The organism is Psychromonas marina, assembly GCF_030161115.1.
Taxonomy (GTDB): Bacteria; Pseudomonadota; Gammaproteobacteria; order Enterobacterales; family Psychromonadaceae; genus Psychromonas; species Psychromonas marina.
On sequence record NZ_BSPQ01000001.1, the window covers coordinates 27,680 to 44,756 of the forward strand.

General features: G+C 36.6%; 12 protein-coding genes and 2 pseudogenes. 2 read left to right on the forward strand and 12 right to left on the reverse strand.

The genetic code is table 11. The features are described from left to right. Positions 1-92 precede the first annotated feature (92 nt). Positions 93-533, reverse strand: a pseudogene (locus QQK09_RS19340) (DDE-type integrase/transposase/recombinase); the annotation flags it as partial. A gap of 734 nt (positions 534-1,267) precedes the next feature. Between QQK09_RS19340 and QQK09_RS00175 the strand changes: the two are divergent. Beyond that, entirely contained in the window at positions 1,268-1,450 is a 183-nt protein-coding gene (locus QQK09_RS00175; protein ID WP_284202089.1) for a hypothetical protein, read from the forward strand. 106 nt (positions 1,451-1,556) lie between these two features. On the opposite strand, the gene QQK09_RS00180 is transcribed toward QQK09_RS00175, so the two are convergent. After that, entirely contained in the window at positions 1,557-2,891 is a 1,335-nt protein-coding gene (locus QQK09_RS00180) for an ATP-binding protein (protein WP_284202090.1), read from the reverse strand. 683 nt (positions 2,892-3,574) lie between these two features. Continuing rightward, positions 3,575-3,877: a hypothetical protein gene (locus tag QQK09_RS00185; protein ID WP_284202091.1), complete on the reverse strand. Its 303-nt coding sequence runs from the start codon at positions 3,875-3,877 to the stop codon at positions 3,575-3,577. Positions 3,878-4,870: 993 nt separating this feature from the next. Here QQK09_RS00185 and tnpA point away from each other — a divergent pair. Beyond that, positions 4,871-5,116, forward strand: a pseudogene (tnpA, locus tag QQK09_RS00190) (IS200/IS605 family transposase); the annotation flags it as partial. Between the two features lie 116 nt (positions 5,117-5,232). Here the strand turns inward: tnpA and QQK09_RS00195 are convergent. The 9 genes from QQK09_RS00195 to QQK09_RS00235 all read right to left on the reverse strand — a co-directional run bounded on the left by QQK09_RS00195 (position 5,233) and on the right by QQK09_RS00235 (position 17,062). Further along, entirely contained in the window at positions 5,233-5,763 is a 531-nt protein-coding gene (locus QQK09_RS00195; RefSeq protein ID WP_284202092.1) for a GNAT family N-acetyltransferase, read from the reverse strand. Then, the gene (locus tag QQK09_RS00200; RefSeq protein WP_284202093.1) at positions 5,760-6,029 is read right to left on the reverse strand and encodes a type II toxin-antitoxin system TacA family antitoxin; all 270 of its coding nucleotides are present in this window, start codon (positions 6,027-6,029) and stop codon (positions 5,760-5,762) included. The genes QQK09_RS00195 and QQK09_RS00200 overlap by 4 nt, the downstream gene beginning before the upstream one ends. Before the next feature lie 483 nt (positions 6,030-6,512). Beyond that, on the reverse strand, positions 6,513-6,827 hold the full coding sequence (locus tag QQK09_RS00205; protein ID WP_284202094.1) for a hypothetical protein: 315 nt from the start codon (positions 6,825-6,827) through the stop codon (positions 6,513-6,515). A 1,305-nt stretch (positions 6,828-8,132) separates the two neighbouring features. Then, positions 8,133-8,687 carry a P-loop NTPase family protein gene (locus QQK09_RS00210; RefSeq protein WP_284202095.1) on the reverse strand — a complete coding sequence of 185 codons (555 nt, stop codon included), beginning with the start codon at positions 8,685-8,687 and terminating at the stop codon, positions 8,133-8,135. Positions 8,688-9,142: 455 nt separating this feature from the next. Next, positions 9,143-9,907 carry a metallophosphoesterase gene (locus tag QQK09_RS00215; protein ID WP_284202096.1) on the reverse strand — a complete coding sequence of 255 codons (765 nt, stop codon included), beginning with the start codon at positions 9,905-9,907 and terminating at the stop codon, positions 9,143-9,145. Between the two features lie 85 nt (positions 9,908-9,992). After that, positions 9,993-10,508: a hypothetical protein gene (locus tag QQK09_RS00220; protein WP_284202098.1), complete on the reverse strand. Its 516-nt coding sequence runs from the start codon at positions 10,506-10,508 to the stop codon at positions 9,993-9,995. Between the two features lie 417 nt (positions 10,509-10,925). After that, complete coding sequence (locus tag QQK09_RS00225; protein ID WP_284202099.1) at positions 10,926-12,893, reverse strand: hypothetical protein; 1,968 nt, start codon at positions 12,891-12,893, stop codon at positions 10,926-10,928. A 6-nt stretch (positions 12,894-12,899) separates the two neighbouring features. Next, positions 12,900-16,562, reverse strand: coding sequence for a hypothetical protein (locus QQK09_RS00230; protein ID WP_284202100.1), 3,663 nt, complete (start codon positions 16,560-16,562; stop codon positions 12,900-12,902). A 185-nt stretch (positions 16,563-16,747) separates the two neighbouring features. After that, positions 16,748-17,062, reverse strand: coding sequence for a hypothetical protein (locus QQK09_RS00235; protein WP_284202101.1), 315 nt, complete (start codon positions 17,060-17,062; stop codon positions 16,748-16,750). Between the last annotated feature and the right edge of the window lie 15 nt (positions 17,063-17,077).

The following is a 17,077-nucleotide window of genomic DNA, read 5'->3' on the forward strand; positions in this document are numbered from 1 at the left end:
AGTACCTTGGTCTACACCACACTTACTCTATTTGGTTTAATTATACTTGTCAACGACCCTTAATCTAAATTTTGGACACAACTCACCCTATTTTATTCGACAAAGGAACTAACGTGAAAAAGGCGATAATATTTCGCTTGCATTAAATGTCGATCATGGTGGAAGAAGTTATTTATCACATCATGACAACTCAAAAATCATTGACCTTGACCATGGGATTTGAACTTCCGCATCTGCCTTTCCTGTTGCCGAGTGGGCTGATGTGACACACCGTTATTTTCATACTGAACTGTTGAGTGCTCATTACTTCGTATTAATTCTTTTTTTGCTGCGGAATAACTGACTAATTTCTCTGTCACAATCTTCAACGGCATCAACGTATTGAACAACGCGAGCCAAAGATAATGCAATACACCGTTAATCTTAATAAAAACTTCATCCAGATACCAAGTATCACCAAGCTGACCGCAGTTCTTTTTTATCTGATTAGAGTAAGTCGCCCCCCTGTTTTTTTTACACCACTGACGAATCGTTTAATAACTGACGACAATCCAGCTCGTCTTAAAAAGCAAAATTCACAGGTATTCATAGTACACCTGTGAATTCACATATCCACTGTGAACGCCAATGAAATACAAACTAGAAAACTAGCTCACATAACGCCCCTTTGGGAGATAGAGACTTATAATGTTGTGGCCAATATTGCTAAGCCACCACAGTGATGACAACATGGTATCGAGAGATGAAGCCACATTATTAATCGCACAAAACGCGCTAGATAAGGCTGTAGTCAGTAGCACAGGTAAGCAAGAGTGGTTCTACCTTCCATTGGATAAAATCTATGAGTGCGAAAAGCACATAGCATTCATAACCGATCGTTCAAGGCTTAGCATGAAATCGCAATCTATGTCCCTTCTTGATGCATCCTTGCACCCAATCGATAGCTTCTTCCAAATAGTTAGGTGTAGATTGTCCATGCCAGAGAGACCAATAAGTACCACATCTAATCATGGAAGGGTCTGGACAGATAAAAGCCCCTACAACCCACAGGTTATTGGGAAATTACTACAAATATTAAGAGTCTATTACAACTACTGCAAAAAGAGTCCCACAGATGGCCCCCCCCCTGCAGAGCGATTAGGTCGAGCTAAATGCTCCGTTGAAATCAGAAAAATTTTGTATCCAAGTTAACAGACATTATTGTGTTTAGTTGTTAACCTGATTTTGATTTCTTTAAATACAAGGGGTTAGGTTTTGATGATTAAAATTGGATATAGTCGCAACCGATAATGGCGGCGATGGTGTGCGAGTAGAAGGTGATGTTGACTTAGATATTGGTGGCATCAGAGCAGAGAGAAACGGAGGTCAAGGCGTTAACCTAATTAAACATGCATCAATCATGGATCCATTTCTTAAGTTTACCTTGTTACATGTAACAGTGGGTGAGTGACTGATTTATAAGTAATTTTACAATGTTACACTATTTGATAAATTTTTAGGTTAAAGGTATCGCACCGAACAGTATTATAGTGTTTGGTGCGATACTAAGTGGGTGGTTAAAGGGCGGGAGGATACTCTTTGATGAATTCGTCCAAGGTATCAAGTGATACGCCTTTGTGTTCGATTGAATAGCCTTTAAGCTTTAGTTTGCCAATCGCGAATGCGACTTTAGTCAACAGCGCTTGTTCATCATAGCTTTTCTGTTGTCGCTTTGATTCGATGAACACTGCCCTTTTGTTTGCATCGTTGATTGCAACAATATCAATTTCGTTCGTGCCTTTTCTATTCCAGAAGCAGCCAATTCGATTAAATAGCATTGACTCAATCAGAATCTCGCGTAGCAAATGTTCAAGCTCTATACCTGAATAGGTTGTGTAATCTCTGGCTATAATGTCTTTGATGTATTTGAAATTGCCAATCTCAGTAGCACTACGGTTTTTGTAAATAAATCGGAACCAGAACCTTAGGAATGGATCTTTTATTTCATAACGAATAGTTTTAGTGTTAGCACCAGCATCCATTGAGGTGACCTTGTTTATGATCTCAAAGCTATCCGTTAGTTTGGGGAAAGCTTCATTAATCTGGTAACCAAGGTAGTCAATGATTTTGGGCTTTGAATTATATCCTGATGCGATTGCTCCCAGTATATCGAAGTAGGTGCGGTGTTCATCGCCAAAGTCTTCGACTAAACGGTGGTAGCCTTCTTTAATTAAGGGTGAGCCATCTTTTATTAATGTGTTTATGACGTCTTCTTTGGCATCGATAATCCATTCCATGTATTTTGGTATGCCCCCGCTTAAACACCACCATAATAAATAACCTTCAGGGGTGTAGGCATCATTATTAAGCATGATATTTTTGATGTATGACGGGGTTAGCGGCTTAATGTGGTAGCAATGATCGTGACGGTTAAAAAGCGGTTCGTCTTTGTCTTTAAATATTTTCGTCATTAAATTGTATAGTGAGCCGCAAGCTACAAGGTGCATCTTTGATTTGTTCTTGTAGCTATCCCAAAGGTTTTGAAGATCCGAGTAAAAGCTTGGATTTACTTTTTCGATGTCTTGGAATTCATCGATAACCACAGTGATAGGCTTGCTTGTTGAATAATCCAGCAAGAACTCGATAATGTCTTTTAGTGAGTTGGGGCTAAAGAATTTTGCGTTTAATTCGGGCTTGATGATTGATAAGAATTCATCGACAAGTGCTTTTTCAGACTTCCTGCTGACGAACAGGTATAGGTAAACATGCTCATTGCTGCTGAATGCTTCTTGTATAAGGCGTGTTTTGCCGACCCTGCGTCTGCCTACAACAACGTCAAAAACACCAGTTGTGGCTGAATTGGGCTTTCTTAGATCAGTTAGTTGTGACTCTCTGTTATAAAATTTTTCCATTGTCCACTCGTTATTATCGAACTAATTAGTATCATACTAATCAGTGCGATACTTTCAAGTGCGATAAGTGTTCATACCTAAAATTCTTAAAGTTGCTAACTACCAAAACTTTATCGAATGGAGCTTGTAGCATAAGCGCTATTGCAGTGTTGGGTGAAGCCACTTTGCTAAGCATTTCCCACATATCCTCCAAGGGAATCACCGATTCCAACTTGTTTTGAGTTGCCCCGTAAGGGAATCAGCCAGCACAAAATCAACCTTCTTGACATCAATCAATTTTGGGAGGTTAAGGCAGCAGTCATTTAGAGGCTGTGGTAAAGCGCAGTTCTCTATGGGGAAAGTTCAAAGTGGGAGCGCTCAGTTCAACCACATTGGTGGCAAACTTGATCGCCATATATACCAACCCACAAGTTACAGAAATCATAAAAAACTTCTGTCATAAAGAAAGGAGAGCATATCTCTCCTTTTTAGCCCCACGAAAGCGCAATGGCTTGCCGAGGGTCAGGCCTTTCATTTTGCATTTTAATTCTAAGGAGCTATGTGCCCCATAGCTAGCTACAGAGGCAAGTAGCTTTCGCCCGCAAAAAGCGAGCGAGAAAGATGGAGAGAACAAGTTTGTATTCTAAATTAGAATATTAACCTGACAGACTTCAGTAAGCTCATACTAGCCGGTAACGGGCAATTTATATGGCAGAGCGTTTGGGGTCTAGTCCGAATTTTTCATCTGGTAAATCTTTTTCTACATCAAACATGAATGTTGCTCTGCGCTTGTCTCTCAGTGCATATATCGCTGTTTTAAAACATTCCTCGCACAAATCTAGATGATAAACATTTCCGTCTTCTTGTGAGCCATAGCCAAAAGTTGCACTTAACTCACCAGATTCTTCGTGTTTTTCGCCATTCAACTCAATCATGACGCTCTCTTCACAAACATCACAAATCTTATCTACTACAGTTTCAACAAGTTTTTCTGCATAAACTTTCATTAATATTTCCCATGACAAAATAATTACAATAAGTCATTATTCACTAGGATGATGAGTTGTCAATGAAACTTAGCTCTATGACTGCTGTGGTGGCTTTTGCTACTGTCAGAAAGGATTTCCCTATCTTGCCCCCCAAAGTCGAACCTCAGTGTTGTTGTTGGGGATCAGTTTTACCGAAAACACTTCGGGGATGCAAGTTGCATCATCGCGTACGCACCATCTTTACAGTTCCCGTTACCATTGGTTCTGTGGGTGTGTTTTAATAGAGTGATGCAAGCTGCATCATCGCATACGCATCATCTTTACAGTTCCCGTTACCATTGGTTCTGCGGGTGTGTTTTAATATAGTGATGCAAGCTGCATCATCGCATACGCATCATCTTTACAGTTCCCGTTACCATTGGTTCTGCGGGTGTGTTTTAATATAGTGATGCAAGCTGCATCATGGCATACGCATCATCTTTACATTTCCCGTTACCATTAGTTCTACGGGTGTGTTTTAATAGAGTGATGCAAGCTGCATAGCTATGTATTTACAGAATCATTTCCAATTGAAATTTTGAAATGCGTATGTGTTGTGGCTAAGTGAATTTGGCCACTAATTTAGAGTGAACCAACAACATTTTCTATCTCGCAATGTGCCCCGAAGCGAGTTAGAAACCTATAAAAGGATGCCCAATATTTCATGTGCATGCAATTAGATGTCGGATGCTTTCCTTAGCTATTCTTAAATCAATTAAGAATAGCTAGGAATGAGTGTAGCTTTTTAGGGAGCATGTCCCGATAAAATCCTTAGGAAGCAACTCGCAAACGCCCTATCTCTATTTACAGGACCTATGATTTTTCCTGATTACCCACACTACTCAGCCATCATAGGGTTAATAACTATGCTTATTAATGCATTTATTAGTCGCCTGAAAAGGTTAAAACCATCGGCTTTAGCCGGCCAGCTTTAGCTATAATCTTTATACCAGTATTTTTCAGGATGTGCTCATGGATTATAGATATGGCAGCCGTACGATTTTTAAAATTCAATATCACTTTGTATTTGTTACCAAATATCGATATCAAGTATTACAAGGTGATGTTGGTTTAAAAGTGAGAGAGCTAATTAGGCAGACATGTAATGCTTTTGAAATTGAGATTTTAAAGGGTGTAGTCAGTAAAGATCATGTTCATCTTTTAGTTTCAGCTCCTCAAAATATGGCACCGAGTGAAATAATGAGAAGGGTTAAAGGTGATGATAATTTTAGAACAGAAAACTAAATCAACGGGTCTTTAGTCCATAAATCCTAACCTACCTACTTTAGTCGGTGGTTGTTGAGTTGAGGGTTAACTGCTAGTTGCTGTTGCATTTAAGTAAATAACTGACTGACCGTTTTCATTGGAATGAACATCCTTACACGACCGTTAATTTCACAGAGAACCTCGAAACCAAATTTTGTATAGAATGACTCCGCTTGTTCAGTTAAACAGTCAACAACAATGGCATAAGCCCTCATGTGGGAGTTAATTTCCCAAAGGTATCCTAAGGCTTTAATTAAGCTAACTTTACCTAACCCACTTCCATGGAACTCTTTATGAACAGCAAGTTGAGCCAAAAGGAAAACGGGTACGGGATAGCGTGGTAGCTTTTTAGCCATTGATTGTGGCAACCTATCACGCCTAATTGAACTTGGTGCAATACTATAAAATGAACAGATCGGATATTTTTGATTAGGTAATGGCACCGAAGCAGGTAAAACCATTGTGCGACTAATACCTGCTTGCATATGCTTAGCAGCTTGAGTTTGGATAAAATTATTTAACTCTTTTTCACCACAATCAAATGATGCTCTGTCGTGCTGTGACTTATCCAATTCTTTGAAAATTTTGGAATAACTCACTTAAAGTCACTACTTTTAGTAAATGCAACGGCATCAAGTAATGCTTTGTTCGGAGCCTTGGCCTCGTCACAAGCAATCATGAATTGATCAAATACGTTTGCATCAACTTTGATACTTTCATGTTCAGAAATCACCTGAGTTGAATCTTCGTCCATTAAACGAACTATGTATTCAGTTAAGCTTTTTAAACCAAGTAAAGCAGACGCCTTTTCAGCCTTCGCTTTAATTTCTTCATCCAAACGGATATCAAGTCTCGCAGTAGCCATAACCCCTCCAATTGTACGGAAAAATTCCGTAATTTAATTGAGTATATATCTAAAACCACTAAATCTCAAATTGTACGGATAAAATACGGATTAGTGTTTTCTTTTTTGACCATCATCTACTCAACCGAGTTAATATTCGTATATTAAAATAAGCCAATAATCTAGGATGAGTCAGCCACAGCGATGCTTTGAATACAGATAAGTAAATTAATTAGTTAGATGGCTGAGCAATGTGTAGTGGTCAAGTTGTTGTGGCTAAATAATTTTGGCCACAAATCTAGAGTCAAATTGACCATTATTCTAGGGCGCAATGTGCCCCGAAGCGCCCTAGAAAGCAATTTAGAAATCTATAAATTTATGGCCAATATTACTTAGCCACAACAGTACCTGTTTCTTTGCTCGAAAAATCAAGAGCAAGTTCTTCTAAAGTAGGTAGATTATCCACCAATATTTCTAAGATTACTCAGCCGCAATACTAGATTTTTAAGGTACATTGATATTGTTATCTTCTAAAATATCAATGTAAATATCATGCAAAATTTCAATAGCATCGAGTACATCATTCTTATACTCCCCCATGTTATCTCGCTCACCACCTATTTGATCGCTGCGTTCAATAATATCGTCGAGTTTGCCGCCGTAACCATGTTTATAATAAGGGCGCCAAACTCGTTGATGGATTTCCTCAAAAGCCTTTTCATAATCATCTACCTTTAATGCTTTTGCAAGCCAGTCTTTTTCGTCATCATCCAGTGTTGCAGCTAATTCTAACAATAATTTTGTGCGCTCTGTCGTCATTTGGAACCTCTACGTAAAAAATCAGTTTATCCTTATAAAGGGTTGTCCTATAAATTTCTCTCGTCAAGAATAATTGGAAATATTGGAAACCTACGTCATAGCCAATAGAATAATATTTTGTAAGGCTTCATGTCCCGTTTTCTCTTATTCTTTGAAATAAATAAAACTTTACAGGCATTTGTTAGGTAATGTAGGATTCATGGGCAGGTTTAGCTCGAACTAAACCTGCAGTTTGATTTTTCTATATTAAATTAATGGTTTTATGAAAGATGTTTATTTTTCGATCTCTTGTATTACCATTTTCACATAATTCACTCTATCTAAATGACGAGACCAGCCCTCATCTCTCATATCTAATAGTAAAATTTTCTTGTTTACGAATATCACACTGTATCCCGTTATTTCCGCAATAATTTCAGTTAATTCATCGACCATAATTTTTTCCTCAATGATATTGTTAAAGTTATCAGTATTGCACTCTATACACATTCACATCACAACGAATAATTCGATTTTATTTAATAACACCCTAGTTTCGTCAACTAATTCTTTACCAAAATTTTCATTCCTAATGTACCTCTTTTAATTTTGCAAAGTTTCGTTCAACAAAATAGAATTATATAATTCTACAATCATTAAAAGCTATGTATGCATACACAGCTCAACTGTATTCAATAGTATCTGCAACCATAAATAAGTCAAACAAAAAGATGAGCAAAATCATACACCTATAATACCACAAGATGTTTTTTTGATAGGTGGCAAGTTAATAATATGGAGCATTTTATTATATTAAACATGTGCTTAAATGATTTTATTGAGAAGTGAAAAGTATGAAATGTAGTTATCTAAACAGTTATATTTATAGTAAAAACCCACTAAAAACTAGAGCTATATCACATTTAATTTTAATGAATAAATACTTTGAACAGCCTTCGCACATGCTCTTTTCTGTAACAAGCCGTTAGGGTCTAATTTAGAAAAAACAATGGGATCAATGCTTGCCTTTGCCATTTTTCAGCTGAAAGCGATTTGTAGTGGTCAGGTGATTTTGGCCACTAATTCAGAATAACATTGGTAATTTTTCTAGGGCGCTTTGTGCCCCTTAGCGACCTACATTTTTGTGGACATTATTGCTCAACAGAATAGATCCGTTGATTTAGTTTCCTGGTCTAAAATTATCATCACCTTTAACTTCACAGTGAGGATCTAAATATTCATCAATAATTTTTTCAACAAAAAATCACCACGCACTTGATTTTTAAACATGTTTATTGATAATTAAGTACCTCTATATCATATAAATCATTTTTTTTTGCAACAATTTAGATGATACCCTTTACTTAACAAATCATTTTTAAGAGCATCATATTTTACATGATTGATACGAGCTGACTTAGACAAACTACTTCCCTCTTTAAAAGAGATCTCACCACACTTAAGCTTGTACAACAAATTGGCTGGGGTTACTTTACTCCATCGCTTTGCTCGAACCTTATCTGCCTTAACTCGATCTTTTACAGCCTTTGGCAGGGCCTTAATTGCGGCTTTACGCTTAACTTCTGCAATCATTTCTTTTTTTGTAGTCAGTTTCTTTAACTCACCAATAGCAGTGATCATTTGATCGATACCTTGACCAGTTATCAGGTTGGCAGTCACTTTTTCAGGTTTTTCAAAAAAACTCTTTTTTTTAGTTAAATACCACTTTAAATTTTTTAAATTTAATCGAACATTTACTCCCCCTCTTACATTGACAAGCAACATTGAGTCAGTGTGCATCGTGAACAAAACATTTTTGAGTGATAACAATTTTTTTGCTTCAATTAAATTGCGCTCCGACTTCCTGATACAGCCCGTCATAAGAATCATCCTTTACAATTTATTTAGCAATTAGTATTTGTTTATTCGTTTGCTCGAGCTAAATATTCGCAACGATACCTAAAACAATATTACATCGCGTTAAAATACCTTGATACTTCCTGTTAACCATGATTTTCAGACCCTTCCAAAAAAGTAAATACCCGTCGCACTAATGGCACATTACTCCTTAAAGTTTAAGCAAATGAAATCATTCTCACCAGCATAATCCTTGGCTTTGAATCCATGAGAGAATATTGTCACTTTATCTTATAAAGTGCTTATTTCACTTCCCTCAGCGTCATAAGAGTCACATTTTCATAGTCTATGCATATTATTTTCATAATAATCCTTTGTCATAAATAACTACTATTTTTGAATGTTCTAGTAATTCAAAAATACACCTATCGACCTAACCCAGGTCATTTATAGTGCCCTTTGCTATTTACCAATTTATTTCAAACACTTAACAACTTACATTCATCAAATTCAGGCACTTCATCATATGGTGCATATCCACGCTGATTCGTTATGATAGGAATACCTGCAATTTCAAAATCTAGATTATGGTGGGTATGTCCGTAAATCCAAGCGGAAATTGATTCTCGGTTGTTTGTAATGAACTCACTCAAGTTACTATTAAAAGCTGCGGAGAGATCATCTCCGTGAAATTGAGGATGGCTACATCTCTCATCGACACCATAATGAGTAATGATTATATTTTCTTTTTCTGGCTCAATTGCACTTTGAATAAACTGCATTGCTTCTTGGAATAAAGTTAATGCATCATTGGGAGTAAATAACCTGTTAATCATTTGTTCTGTCGGTAGCTTGATTAATGAATAATCATTAATCATTCCAAGCGCTAGTTGCATCGAAAGCTTCGGTCTACCATAGAGATTAAAATCTGACCATAGAGTTGAGCCTATAAAATTAACACCGTCAATAACAATACTTTCATTATTAAGGACGTGTACGTTAGTCCCTTTCGCCGCCAAGCGCATACTATAAAGAATTTGATCTAAATTAACATTTTGTCGAGTATAGGCCTCATGATTACCTGCCACAGCTACCACAGGTTGCTTAAAGGTATCGGCGGCCCATTTTACTCCTTGATCACCAAGATGAATATCTCCAGCAAGTACAATAACGTCTGCTTCATCGTTTTTTATTTCTAGACCTTGAAATTCAAGGTGTAAATCAGAGTAGTAACCAATTTTCATTTTATTCTCATATTGTTTGTTATATTAAATAATCGCCAGAAAATGACGAGAGATAACCAATCTTTTATAACTAGAGGTTTAAAATCTAAACCAACCGTTCTGTTATCGAGAAGTTCGAATGATAAAATGCAGCTCTATTATCACTAAACATCATATCCAATGACTTCTGCTTAGCTATAAATATGCTTTTTATATTGTTATCTTTTTGTGTAGTTAATATAGACCGTAGCGTGTATGTGATAGAGCAGTTTAAAGGAGCTAAATAATCACAATTATCGAAAATCAATATCGTAGGTGACTGCACAACAGCATTCAAATACGCCCCACCGTGTGGTACCTCTTCAACTACTTTTTTAAAATTTTCATTTTTATTATCAGTGAAAGCAGCAATTGGATCTTCATATTCCTTGAAATCGATATAATGCACTTCTATTCCCTTCAACTTAGCAATCGCAGAAAGCTCAGTAATGAAAGAAGTTTCAATCAAACTACTTTCTGCAGAAGTAATTTCAAAAAGGGGTAATAACCAGGCATTATCAATAAAACGTTTTGCCGTAGTTAACATCGGTGGAACAGGTTGCTCTATGATTTCAGAAGTCAAATGACACTTTCCATTGATTGAATACTTAGGTATCAATAATAAAGTTTAGAGAGACATAAAACGTCCCTTTGAGAATATATAGTAGATAATAATTATTGTAATCGGTTTGAGGTAATATGAAGATACAAGAATTGAGTGATATCCATAATGAGTTCGATGCATATTAACCTCAACCCTGTAAAGCTGATGTTGTAATATTTGCGTGCGATATTCACACAAAAAATAGAGAGTAGAGTGGGCTACGAATTACTTTAAAGTCCCTGCAATATATGTAAGTAGCTTATGGCAAAACACTACCTGGTCCGCGCCTCTATTTGTAGAAACCTTGATAAGGTTATAATGAAAAAAATAACTTAGAGGTGAATTATGCGTGGTAAACTCTGAATCACCAATAAAATCAAAATCTGAATTCAAAATTTATGTTCTCCCTACCGAAATTTCATGACACCCTCTTAAGTATTTGAAAGCAAAAGGCATTACAGTGCCCTGCTTATGACGGACGTAAAAAGCATCAAATTGCGTCCAAAATTTTAAAGGAATTTCAGCATAGTCAGTCTCTACATGCCGAAGTTTGCTGAAATTGTTGATAGTGGATTTTGCTCCTTCGTGGCTACCTACAAAGTAACATTCTGCCGTAGGTGAATAGAAGAAGCCCAGAGAACTCGAAAGTGTGCCATCTTTTGATTTTAGAGATACTTTTAGGTGTAAATCATACTCATCCATCAAGTAATCATAGAACTTTTGTTTTGCTCCTTGATAAGCAATCGTTTTCTTCTTGTCGTTCTTAATAACATATAACTCTTCATAACATATTTCAGCCTTATTAGCATTCCTTGAAAGTACTTCATCCAGCTCTAGTAAAAGGCTTTGCTCAGTTTTATTTTTTGAATCCTGAATTCTGAACATATAATTTTGAAGTGCTGATACTGGGATAGCCAATCCTCTGCCACGTTCCAACTCCACTAACCGCTCAAATATTTCACGATAATCAGGGATCGCCATTACCTCTTTTTCAGTTATCAGAACATAGTTATCTTCATCGTAATCGATCGCTAAGTATTGATCTTTAGTTTCTATATCAAAGTGCGCTTCAGAATGCTCTAACCATTCAATTGGTGTCATTACAACATATTGAAAAGAGCCATCTTTAATTTCTAAATAATGGTAAGTAAACTCTTCTTCCCGCTTTTTCTGAGATACGTACACAAACCCCCAGTGTCCCGGTAATTTTTTCAATGAAAACTTTTGTGATTTAATCTCTTGTTTAATAACCAACTCTTTCAAAGATACTAGCAGTGGGTCTTTCTTAATTGCTCCTTTTACGAATAAGTTATCTACGATAATTGCTTGGCAATATGGGTCTATGTTTTTAGCAGTAAGATACGGATCTTCAAGACCGAACTCTTTGTAATAATCAGGACTCTTAACAAGTACCAAATTTACCATATCTGAAACAGGTTCTTCCACTAACTTGGGCAACACTCCGGCTTGTTTATTCACGCTTTCCAACACTTCATTATTCAAATGATGATCACCTGAAAGATTGCACAAATTCAATCCTTGGCTTTGTAAGTATTCAGCTATTTGTCTGTAGTCTTCTAAGATTATTTTTTTAGAATGATGGATTCGATAATCTGGCTCAGAATACTCGAGATCAAATGTAAAACTTTCCCCGTATACACGCTCAATATCTTGCTGTGCTTGGTTGAGGAACCCACATTTAGAGTTGTTGAAGTTAGCTAGCTCCTCTCCGTTAATATCCAACATATCTACAGATGCTTTAGTTTTGGGAATTCCTCTCTTAACATACTCTCCTGTAGGGCTTCGTTTAATAAGTTTTTTAAACAGAGAAGTATCAAATCGTGGGTAACGTGATACTTTATTCTTATTATGCATCTGATATGGAGTAAATGTTTGTGCATTAAGCACGATAACGTTGCAAGAAAAAGGGCTACTAATCCATCTAAAATCTACATTTAACCCAACAAAGCAATCAAACTCTTTGAACTTTCGTTTTTTCACTAAATAATAAAGGCCATCAGCTTCGATACTATTACCTTCACCTAATAATATTGGTACTGCTCTTAACAATAAGCGTGCGAGAACAATTTCATGACCTTCCGCTAACGCTAAAGCAGGGATAGGCTTAATTGCAAGAGCATCATTCTGATGTATTTTCGTATTTTTTTTCACCATGGCATAATATGTATCTCGGTTGAAATATACCGAGGATATAGGGGCAAGCGCTCTTTTTACTTGCACTAACTTTTGTGGGTAACTTCCCTCTTCCGGTAACTTCACACGATAAAAATCAAACCGTTTATCCAATTCACATTCATTAAACTGAAACCGTGCTATTTTATTAGTTAAGACTCGCTCTTGCATATTCCCCTACCTTTTAATCCATTGCTTAATTTTTATAATAGCTTCATCATTTATCTTCATCGAACCTGTTTGCAACAGACTTGGTATAGCCAATACCACAGCGCTTTCATTCGAGGGATTAATATATTCACCATTTATATCAAAAGCTTGAATTGAAAGCGTATTTTCATCAAACACATTACAAATAATGGCTCGCTGGCTACCTACTTCATTGGCTTTATTAATAATATGAGTAAGGTACTTCTGCTTTTCCTCCCTTTTACGGATATTCCATGCATCTAGGTTCCAATATTTAAAATCAATCAAGGATTGCTTGCCTTGATAGCGGACAATACTGTCAAACCTTTCAAAATGTTCGATTGGCATCGGTAACACTTCTATATCAGCATGTAGTAAGATAGCTTCACCAGCCTCTTCGCCCAGTGCGCCTTTATATAACGCTTGAAAAGCGACAGGGTTCATAATCCATTCGCAACTCCCCCACGAAGTCGCATAACCTTTATCTTCAAATGCTTGTTTAATAACATCACATTTCATTAACTGCGCTAAGCCACTCTCTGACTCACTGACAAAACTGCCACCTTCAAAAAAACGATACTTACTAAGTTGCTGGCAAGAATCTGAGCTTTTATGATCATAAACATAATGCCCTAGCATTGGAGATTGAACATAAAGGAAGTCCAAATTATGGTTAACACTCGTTGAGGTTGGTTGATTTAAGAGCTGGCAGCGTATCGCTAACCAATGTTCAGCACTTTGAGTATTTAGATCAGATAGGGTAAAAAATTCAGTGAGGTACCATTTAATTTGCTCTACAGTTTTCCGAGTATGTAAATTTGCGATATGCAATTGACGATCAAGCTTATTAGGGCGCTTCACAGAGCCTTTATCTGAGGTTTTCGCTTCACGCACTAATGCCAAATACTCATTTGATAACAGGATATTTTTCCTATTGTCAGCCGCCAATATATCTTTTAAAGCTATATCTAAATGGAAGCTTATTTGTTTGCGTTTATTTGCAGTACGCGCAGTTCTCCCCACAGCCTGTTCAATTTTGGAACGCACTGAACAAAGATAATCTTCTGCAGTTTTGTATTTAGATTGCATCTCTCTGCAAGCATAAGAAAGACCTTTTACTGAAGCACTTTTAATAATTTCATTACTCCAACGCTGTGCTAAATTTGGTGAAATTTCATATGCCTCTTGAAGTGAAAGAACCTGATGTAACACCATCATTTTTGACTCGATTAAACTCGCTTGTTCTTCATCCCCAGAAGATACACTAAACATATGAGTCGGACATTCTAAATACAGGCAATCTACATCAGTTTTCTGTTCAGTATTTGAACAATCATCAACGTTAATAGGTTGTGAGAACTCAATCTTTGGATCAAATATATAATCTATATTGGTACCCGCCCCCATAGTGGCATAGGTAGAAAAAACGATAACTTTACAAGGATCCTTCTCAAGTACTTTGATTACATTTTGCTGGTATTGCTCCCTTAAGTATCTAGCATTAACACCACAAAATAATTTAGCTCCTACTGCGTTCGATAGAGACAAGTTTTCAACGTATTTAGATAAAAAACCAATTAATACTGGCCGAGTGACTCCCCTGCTTAATAGCGATACCATGTAACGCTGGTGAGGATTATTGATAAATGCTTGAATCGCTTTTAGTACCTTTGATATCCAATTAACAGCGTGATTTGGACTTTGATTTTGCTCTAGCCCTGCTAACTCTCTGATAATATTCTCGACTAGGCTATCTGGACCAAACTGCCTGATGATTTCATCGCAAAGGTACTGGTAGTCAACATCATGAAAACTAACCTGTTGTTCAATACCATTAGCTACATAATTTCGCTTTTGGTGATAGTAAGAAGCCACTTTATCAAGGTTTTCTCTACTAGGTTCAATATAACGCTCTTCACCAATTACCCGTCTTAAAAATGATAAATCAAAATTATGTAATACAGATTCAGACTCAGCGGTCGCAGAAATACCAATGACATCATTTCCTTGAATGACCAAATCAGCCAAAATTGCAGTTGGGCTTATTTCATACGAATGATGCATTGCCGTTATTGTATATTTGTCACGCTCAGGAACAATCAATTCGGTAAGCTTAAGCCCCCTTGTGTGATAACTAAATGGCGTTCCCTTCGCACTCTTATTTTTACGTACAGGACTAAAATGAAACCGATCTGTAATATGAGGGGTTAAATGCTCTAAATTAATGTTCCTTAAAACCCGGTAACACGCTTCATTTTGAGTACTAGATTCATCCCCCTCATTTTTAATCAGGATATTGGAAGCAGCAAGGCAAGCTTGTGGAAAGGTGCTGTTACAATACTGGTTTGCTTGCTTAATAAAGCCTTGTAAAGATCGTGAACCATCAAATTTGTGTAGTGAAACTTTCGATTTTTCACTCTCACTATCAAAGCCAATATATAGTTTTCCATTAATACTAGCAGTATGTATGGTGATTTTATCCGAAAATAGTGTAACGTTTTTCTCACTTGCACTCCAAAGTTCGCTATCAATACCAATAGGTTGTTGAACATGCCAATGCTTAGAAAGTACCTCACTAAACTCTCTCACAGCTTCAAAACAATCACTAATACCTTCAAATTGATCAGTAGCCTCGAAATAATGTGTCGTCAATTGGCTGTTTATATCTTTAACCGTTTTAATTAAATCAATAGGCTTGGCTTGAATAAGGTAGTCAAGTACTACCTTTGATTGCTTATCAAATTCATCAATAAAAAAAATTGCACCCGACTCGGCAATTAAAGGTTTAAAGCGATACTTCAAAGTATCATAACCAGACAGTAATTTTTTAGTGGTCAAAAAAGCAACTGATGCAAACTCAGCTTTCAGCAAAGCGCCAGGAACTAGACAAGAAACCTTATAAATAAAAGATTCATTTTCCAATAAAAAGGGGGATAATTTAATTTTTTGGCGTAGAGCACTCATCAAGGTACCGTATAACTTACCTGCATCTTCACTGATTGAATTTTCAATCACTTTTATATGAGTAAGTGGCAGTCTTGCTTTATTGCTATCAAAATTTTCAGCACTGGATTTTACAATGCTAAATCGTTGCTGAAGATACTTTTTACTACTTACATCGAGTAATTCGAGAATATCATTTAGCTGTTTTTCATTAAGTCTTAAAATAATATCTTGCTGACTAGGCAGGGTAACGATTTGCTTTTTCATCTTCACTTTTTCTTGGGAGGAAGATTGCTCATCGTTTTCTATCATCTTTTCAAGGTTTGCCAGCGCATCGTTAACATTGTCGAGTAAGTCTGTCACGAAATAGATACGTTTTAGTTCTTGTTCGCCCGACACGCATTTTTTTAGGTGGTTAAAAAGTTGTACTACTGTTGCGAAAGTTTTCCCTATACCTGTGGGGCATTTCAATAAATAGAGCGAACCTTTCATTTGAAGTGTAGTTAACTGTAAATGCTCCCCCAATATTTGAACAATAGGGTTAAGATTTAATGCACTAGGAAGTACATCGTCACTGCCACCCGATTTATTTAATTCTTGTTTTTGATGCTTAGGGGCTATTTGGGCTATCTCAATACATTGTTCAGAATGGCTAGATAAAAAACGGCGATGCCAAGTAGCCTTTCTAATACCGCCTTTTAACAACACAATTTTATTACTAGCAGCCCACTGCCAAACAGTGGCAGGGTCTTCATCATATAACTCACACCACATTTCAATGACTTCTGATGGTGAATGAGTGCTTACATACTTACTAATAAAATGGATCTTAGCTTCGCTCATCTCAAATAGCTTCCTGATTAATTGCCTATTCAGGCCTAATACTTCTAGGTTTAAAAGGTTTTTATATTATTCTTTCCTAAGATATCAACATACATATCATGTAAAATTTCAATAGCATCGAGCACATCATTATTCTGTGCCTCCATCACACCTTGGCCATTCCCTGCTTTATAGTTGCATTCAATAATGTCATCAAGCTTTCCACCATATCCATGTTTATAATAAGGTCGCCAAATGTTTTGATGGATTTCATCAAAAGCCTTCTCATAATCATCAACCTTTAATGCTTTTGCTAGCCATATTTTTTCGTCACTATCTAGTGTCGTTGCTAATTCTAATAACATTTTTGTGCGTTCTGTCGTCATTGAAACCTCTGTGTA

Coding starts and splice junctions, on each gene's coding strand:
- QQK09_RS00210 (WP_284202095.1), bottom strand. CDS start 8,687: ATGACGGGCTGTATCAGGAAGTCGGAGCGCAATTTAATTGAAGCAAAA.
- QQK09_RS00215 (WP_284202096.1), bottom strand. CDS start 9,907: ATGAAAATTGGTTACTACTCTGATTTACACCTTGAATTTCAAGGTCTA.
- QQK09_RS00235 (WP_284202101.1), bottom strand. CDS start 17,062: ATGACGACAGAACGCACAAAAATGTTATTAGAATTAGCAACGACACTA.
- QQK09_RS00225 (WP_284202099.1), bottom strand. CDS start 12,893: ATGCAAGAGCGAGTCTTAACTAATAAAATAGCACGGTTTCAGTTTAAT.
- QQK09_RS00185 (WP_284202091.1), bottom strand. CDS start 3,877: ATGAAAGTTTATGCAGAAAAACTTGTTGAAACTGTAGTAGATAAGATT.
- QQK09_RS00200 (WP_284202093.1), bottom strand. CDS start 6,029: ATGGCTACTGCGAGACTTGATATCCGTTTGGATGAAGAAATTAAAGCG.
- QQK09_RS00205 (WP_284202094.1), bottom strand. CDS start 6,827: ATGACGACAGAGCGCACAAAATTATTGTTAGAATTAGCTGCAACACTG.
- QQK09_RS00180 (WP_284202090.1), bottom strand. CDS start 2,891: ATGGAAAAATTTTATAACAGAGAGTCACAACTAACTGATCTAAGAAAG.